Annotated in this window: 4 protein-coding genes and 2 pseudogenes; 5 read left to right on the top strand and 1 reads right to left on the bottom strand. The window is 40.2% G+C overall.

The genetic code is table 11. The features are described 5' to 3' along the window. The 5 genes and pseudogenes from ACFE90_RS21975 to ACFE90_RS21955 form a co-directional block, all read left to right on the top strand. Nucleotides 1–405: pseudogene (locus tag ACFE90_RS21975) on the top strand (hypothetical protein); the annotation flags it as partial. A gap of 112 nt (nt 406–517) precedes the next feature. Next, nucleotides 518–841 (top strand): hypothetical protein, encoded by a 324-nt coding sequence (locus ACFE90_RS21970; RefSeq protein ID WP_375504280.1) that lies wholly within the window; start codon nt 518–520, stop codon nt 839–841. 190 nt (nt 842–1,031) lie between these two features. Continuing rightward, nucleotides 1,032–2,039: pseudogene (locus ACFE90_RS21965) on the top strand (DUF2235 domain-containing protein). 80 nt (nt 2,040–2,119) lie between these two features. Beyond that, nucleotides 2,120–3,751 carry a peroxidase family protein gene (locus tag ACFE90_RS21960; protein WP_375504278.1) on the top strand — a complete coding sequence of 544 codons (1,632 nt, stop codon included), beginning with the start codon at nt 2,120–2,122 and terminating at the stop codon, nt 3,749–3,751. A gap of 201 nt (nt 3,752–3,952) precedes the next feature. Continuing rightward, nucleotides 3,953–5,134: a catalase gene (locus ACFE90_RS21955; RefSeq protein ID WP_375504276.1), complete on the top strand. Its 1,182-nt coding sequence runs from the start codon at nt 3,953–3,955 to the stop codon at nt 5,132–5,134. A 421-nt stretch (nt 5,135–5,555) separates the two neighbouring features. On the opposite strand, the gene ACFE90_RS21950 is transcribed toward ACFE90_RS21955, so the two are convergent. Further along, nucleotides 5,556–6,767: M10 family metallopeptidase C-terminal domain-containing protein (locus tag ACFE90_RS21950; protein ID WP_375504274.1), on the bottom strand; the 1,212-nt coding region annotated here is incomplete at its 5' end.

The raw sequence follows: 6,767 nt of genomic DNA, 5'->3' as shown, positions 1-6,767 counted from the left end.
GTCCGCAACGAGTGGAATCAGACATTCATAACTCTGGTTACACAGTATGTGGATGAAGTGATCAACATCATAGGCGACAGAGAGTCATTCAACATCCAGGTAGCGAATGTGATCAACGTCAAGGTGGATGAGCTTCTCAACCAAATCTTGAGAATCAGAAACGAACTGACTGTGATCATAAATAACGCAGACAGACATCTCTATGAGTGGACTCTAGGAGAACTAATGGCAATCAAAGGCTGCTTAACCGATCGCCAAGCTCTTGTTGAGCAGCTAGTTACTTTCAGCGCTGAACTCAGAACCAAGCTGGATAATACTACCTGTGTAGATATCAACACATTCAAGCCGTTCAAACCTATCTCAATTAATCCTGCACAACCACAGCAGTTACCAGGAAACAAATAACTAGACTTGAGCCGCTTAAAGCTAAGTTGAGTGAAATTCGATGACGTAGAAGTTGCGTTATTGCATTGCTTTAACGCACTCTACTCCTATAAAAAAACTAAAGGTGAAAAAAATGACACAACAAATTATTTACGGCACAGTTGGTGAAGACGGAACAAAACAAACTGGACAAGGATTTGAAGTTAAATCACCGGATACAGGAACCTATGTAATTACTTTTTTACAACCTTTTGTTGAACCTCCCAGCGTAGTAGCTACTTTGAAAGATTGGGGTGCTGATAATCAAATTATTGTCAAAGATATAACTCCAAACAAGGCGGAAGTTGCTATCTGGGATTTAGGAATTAAACAACAATCTGGGACAGGTTCTTCAGAACTGGCAGTGACGAAAGAAAAATCAGCTTTTAATTTTATTGCTATTGGTGAAGGTAGTTAAGTGGGAACATTTACCTAAAATTAATGCAGCGATCGCGCGTTTCTTTCTTTCTGATAAATCTTCGTCATTTCTCTTCAGTTAACGAAGGCGATCGCTCTGATAAAATCTTCTTTTACTTAATTAGTAAGAAGTGGTCTAAAAAACCAACAACATCGTTGCTCTAATTACTCAAAGGTTTTGAAATAGAAGTATGAAACGTCTTGTTGTTTGCTGTGATGGAACTTGGCAACAGTTATCAAGTCCTTACCCAAGCAATGTGGTTAAGTTAGCTCAATCCGTTAAACCGATCGCCAGTGATGGGGTTACACAAATCATATTTTATGACGAGGGTATTGGAACCGAGGGTCAAAAGGTTTTAGGGGGAGCTACCGGAATAGGAATCGATAGAAATATAGAAGATGGCTACCGATTTCTTAGTCTCAATTATGTTCCTGGTGACGAAATCTATCTGTTCGGCTTCAGTCGCGGTGCTTACACAGTTAGAAGTTTAGCGGGGATGATCTATTGCTCCGGTCTTTTAGACCGCCCCCATATCGCCAAAGCACATGACGCTTACGAGCTTTACCGTAGCCGGGGTATTAAACCCAAGGATAAGGAAGCTGTGGAATACCGTCAAGCTTATGGCGATCGCGTCCCTATCACTTTGGTCGGTTGTTTTGATACCGTTGGCGCTCTCGGTATTCCGGGTATGCTTGCCTTCAGCAAGTTGCACGAATAGCTGAATAAGCGGTACAGATTCCATGACACTACTTTAAACAAATGTGTTCAGAATGCCTTGCACGCGATGGCAATTGATGAAATCCGCGAAATCTTTGACGTCACTCCCATGAAAAAGCATCCTGAGGCTGAAAACCAGCGCGTAATTCAAAAGTGGTTTCCAGGTGAACACGGCTGCGTTGGTGGTGGAACGGAAGAACACAGTGGGTTATCAGATGCTGCTTTACAGTGGATGATTGATTGCATTGGTGAGATGAAATTGGGGCTTGACTTCGATACAAGTGTGATTCCGACAGGTATTAACCCCAATTATGACTGTGACTTTAAGAGTGATGTTGGATTCTTTAAATTGGCAGGAATCAAGTTTCGTGAGGTCAGCGATGTCATTGAAGATATTCATGAAAGCACGATCAACCGTTTGAAAAGTCGCAAAGACTATCGACCCAAGAATCTCCAAAATATTATTTCCAAACTGAAATAATTTCAATTAATTTGGGTAATAGAAACATATAAATTTCGGGCGCATTAAATACAGAATTGCAAAAAATAAGGTAAAAAATTATGACCGGAAAAAGAGATACATCCAAAGACGGTTTAGAGAACAAAATTCAAACATACGTTTTAACGAACTTTAAACCGATTTGGCAACTTCTCCAAAGTAATAAATCTATTGCACGTAAAGTTAATAAAACTTTGCTTAACAGCCTCATCTATAAAATTCCGACTCGTCCTAATCCCTACAGTATGATGAGTTTAGATGAGCATATTCCTGATACTGAAATTTCTAAAAAAACTGATACTTATACTTCCTGGGAATCACTCAACGACCGCACTTATACAGGACGACATCTACCACCCGATCCTAAGTTAAACGCTGAGGGTAATCTACCCAAAGTTGAAGACCTAGCTATTTTATTCCGTAAAAGAGATGGTAAAACCATTTACTCTAGCAAATCAACTATGCTGTTTCCCTATTGGGTACAGTGGTTTACAGATAGCTTTCTTCGCCTTAATCACTACAATAAGCTAAAAAATACTTCCAACCATGAAATTGATTTGTGTAATGTTTATGGTTTAACCAGAAAACAAACACATCTTTTAAGAAGCTTTCAAGGAGGTAAACTCAAAACTCAAAAACTCAAGCGCCAAGATGGTGTAGAAGAAGAATATCCCTTGTTTTATTATGCTGATGCAGCAGAAGGTAAAGTTAAGCCGGAATTTGACGGTCTTTATGAACCTGTCAATGATGAAAAAAGACAGCCCGTAGATAAAAAACAATATATGTTTGCGATGGGAGTAGAACGAGCAAATGTGCAAATTGGCTATGTCATGCTCAATACTCTATGTTTTCGCGAACATAATCGTCTTTGTGATGAATTAGCAAGCAATTATCCAGATTGGGATGATGAACGCCTCTTCCAAACATCGAGAAATATTCTCATGGCGATTATTCTCAAAATCATTATGGAAGAGTATATTAACCACATAACTCCTTATCACTTTAAGTTGTTTGCCGATCCTGAAGCTTTCACTAAAGAAAGTTGGCATCGTCCCAATTATATGGCAATTGAGTTTGACTTTGTTTATCGCTGGCATAGTGCGATTCCAGAAACCTTTAACTATAACGGTAAACCAACCCATATTGTTACATCCCTTTGGAACAATAAGATGTTTATTGACCAAGGTTTAGGGGCATTGATGGAAGAAACTTGTTCTCAGCCAGGTACAAAAATTGGTTTATTTAATACTCCTGATATATTGGTTGAGTTAACAGAGTTACCCTCAATCCGACTGGGACGCCAGTTGCAATTAGCAAGCTACAACGATTATCGCCAATTGTGCGGTTTTCCCAGAGTGACAAGATTTGAGCAAATTAGCGGCGATGAATTTGTTCAAGAGAAACTCAAAGAATTATATGGTCATGTTGATAATGTTGAGTTCTTTGTGGGACTTTACGCCGAGGATGGGCGGAAAAATTCAACTATTCCTTCCCTAGTAGCACGCTTAATTGGGATTGATGCTTTTTCTCAAGCGCTAACTAATCCTTTACTATCACCCAATATCTTCAATGAAAAGACTTTTTCTCCTTTGGGTTGGGAAATTATTCAAAATACCAACACTGTTTCCGATTTAGTTAATCGCAACGTTCCTCCCTCAGGCAGAAAGTACAAAGTTAGTTTTGACCTTCACTAAAGATCGGCTTTTAGTGCGATCGTATCCTAACTCTTAAAGCTTGCTATGCATAACATATTGTAAAGAAGACGTTGGTGGAGCGATCGCTCTTAATAATACTCTTTTCAATTTGTCACTCGAAGCTGACTTGACAATAACTGCAAACAAGCGATGTCTAAGCAGCTTCAAATAAACTCAATTAATTAATCTTACTTAAAAAAAATGAAACTATTTACCGAATATCCAGAAAAAGACGAAGCCAAATATTCCGATCTCATGAGTGAGCTAGTCAAAAAGAACATGGAAAATCTTTACGGAGGTGATAAGAAAGAAACTGCAAAGAGAGATACCCACTCTAAAACCAACGCTGCTGTACAAGGAACTCTAGAAATCTTTGACTTTGATGAAGCAGCAATTAAGCAGGAATTGAGCAAACGCACCTCATTAACTGAAGCTCAACTTCAAGCCATTTCCCTAAAACAAGGTTTATTTGCCAAAGCGAAACAATATCCAGTTTGGCTACGATTTGCAAATGGTGCGTTTTCAGTCAAGAATGATTATGAAGGAGATACGCGCTCGATGTCCGTAAAAGTGATCGGGGTAGAAGGAGAACGACTACCGCAAAGTCACGAGTTAAAAACCCAAGATATTATTACCCACAATACCGAATTCTTTTTTGTTAGAACTATTAAAGATTTCCACAGCTTTTTCTTGGCAATTTATCGAGCAGGGCTGTTTCCGCTTTTTAAACTGTTGGTGCTTTTATGGCTAAAGTCACATCCCTACGAATCCACACTTTTAAAAAACAGTTTCAAACGCTTTCCCAAAAGTTTGCTCATAGAACGCTATTGGAGTGCTTCAGCGTATTCTTTGGGACTCAAATCTGATTTCGATTCATCTCAACCAGGTCGAGTTCCTGTGGAATATCCGGTTGTGATTAAATATGGATTTACTCCAGTTTCCAGTCAACCACCTCATCAACAACTTCCTTTAGAGTCCAGACCAGAAAGTGAGCTTCAACGTGCCAAAGCTTCAGGTTCAGAGGACAATTACTACCGAGAAGATATCATTAAAGCTTTAGCAAAACCTGATGCTGAATATAGTTGGGACTTTCAAATCCAATTTCAAACTAGCCCAGAGATGTCGATTGATGATACCACCATTGTTTGGAATGAAGAGGAATCACCCTTCTTTACAGTTGGTCGTCTAACAGTTAAGCATCAGAAGGTTAATTCTGCTAAAGATAATGACTTTGGGGAAAATCTCAGTTTTTCTCCTGGGAATGGTCTAGCAGTGCATCGTCCTGTCGGTGCAATCAATCGGTTACGCAGCATTGTTTATCCTATTGTTGCTAATGACCGTCATCAAAAACGAGGAGTCAAATACCAGGAACCAACTGTCTGACTTTCAGTAGAGTAAAATGACAGGTTTGCAAATCTTCAGCGTTGATTGCTTGAGCTGTTTGGAACAGGGTTTGCTTGATGTCTTCTACTAGTAGTCTGTCAAGGTAGTTTTGAGGGTTTATAGTAAGCACTTTAGTACTTAGAAAACAAAAATATAACCCCAAGCAAAGCTCAAGTTAATATCTGGCATTTGGGAATTAGGCAACAATCAGGTATAAGTTATCCAGAAGTGGCAGTTACGAAAGAAGAGTCCGTTTTTAATTTTATTGCGATCGCTGAAGGAAGTTAAGGCACTTCCAATACATAAATTATCCAACTTTGTGGGGTGGGCATCTTGCCCGCCTTTGATTACTAGGCAGGCGAGATAACCACCTCACAATAAATAGTTGGATATTTTTTATTTGGAATTGGGCGAAGCGGTATTAGGCAATCAAACTAAAATTGGCACTACTGAGAGTAATATCAAGATTCCCTAAACGAGCAAACTCAAACACACCTCCTGTACCTAGAACATTGCCATCCTGGTTATAGAATAGGCTGCCACTACTTTGGCTAAAGACAATACGCGCATTATTAGCGTTGACGAATTGATCGTCACTGACAACTGCAAAGTTAGTTAAAGCCTGTCCAGCAGTATTAGTAACAGCATTGAAGGTGGTTTTACTCAGCACAATCTGGTCTTGTCCTGCTTCAAACTCGGTGATGTAATCAACACCTAAGCTTGTGTTAAAAACTCCACTACTTTGGAACAGATATTTATCCTTCCCGGCTCCACCAGTGAGAATATCATCGTCCAGTCCTCCCCAGAGGAAGTCGTCACCAGTTCCACCAGTGAGAATATCATTACCATTACCTCCCTGGAGGGTATCATTTCCTGCTAACCCTTGTAGTTGGTCATTTCCGTTACCGCCAATCAGAGTGTTATTCAGTGTATTACCAGTGAGACGGTCATTGCCTGTGCCACCCGTTGCATTTTCGATAACGTTGTTGGCAGAGAGAATGAGTTTAAGATTGCTATTAACCGTTTGTAAGGTGGTTACACCCAGATTTACGTTTACGGGAACTGTAGTACTGCTAAAGTCAATAGTATCAGTGCCACCTGTTGTAATTTCTGTAATTGTTTTGGTTCCCAAGGCAGTATTAGCTAGGAAAGAATAGGTATTATTCCCCGCACTACTGGGTGATGAAGAATCGTCATTAGTAATGGTTCCGGTGACGGCTGTTGTAGTGCCGATGGCGTAACCAGTGCCTGTTGCTAGAGTCAGGGCAACGGTTTCATTACTTTCAACAGCGATGTCTGCTGTCGGGTTAATGGTTAAGGTTTTTGTACTACTTCCGGCTGCAAAGGTAATTGTTCCGGTGGTAGCTGTAAAACTGGCTGCGCCTGTTTGGGTGTAGTCGGTGTTGAAGGTAGCTGTACCAGTAATGCCATAGTTGACGGTTAAGGCATTGCTGGTGCTGCCAGTACGGGTGAAGCTGTAAACTAGGTTGGCGGTGCCGTCTTCAGTGACACTAGTGGGATTTGCTAAGGCAACACTGATGCTTGGGTCTGGATTCGTAATGTTGACTAACTGTAAAAAATAGTTGGTGTTGACCTTGTTAGAGTCTTGAGAAATTCCAACATAGTAATTTCC

The sequence above is a fragment of the uncultured Nostoc sp. genome (assembly GCF_964245445.1).
Lineage (GTDB): Bacteria > Cyanobacteriota > Cyanobacteriia > Cyanobacteriales > Nostocaceae > Nostoc.
Note: the sequence above shows the minus strand (reverse complement) of the source record. Positions and strands in the feature narration are given on the sequence as shown.

What these genes read in the sequence shown, in the direction of transcription:
- ACFE90_RS21960 (WP_375504278.1), top strand. Translation starts at nt 2,120, where the DNA reads ATGACCGGAAAAAGAGATACATCCAAAGACGGTTTAGAGAACAAAATT.
- ACFE90_RS21970 (WP_375504280.1), top strand. Translation starts at nt 518, where the DNA reads ATGACACAACAAATTATTTACGGCACAGTTGGTGAAGACGGAACAAAA.
- ACFE90_RS21955 (WP_375504276.1), top strand. Translation starts at nt 3,953, where the DNA reads ATGAAACTATTTACCGAATATCCAGAAAAAGACGAAGCCAAATATTCC.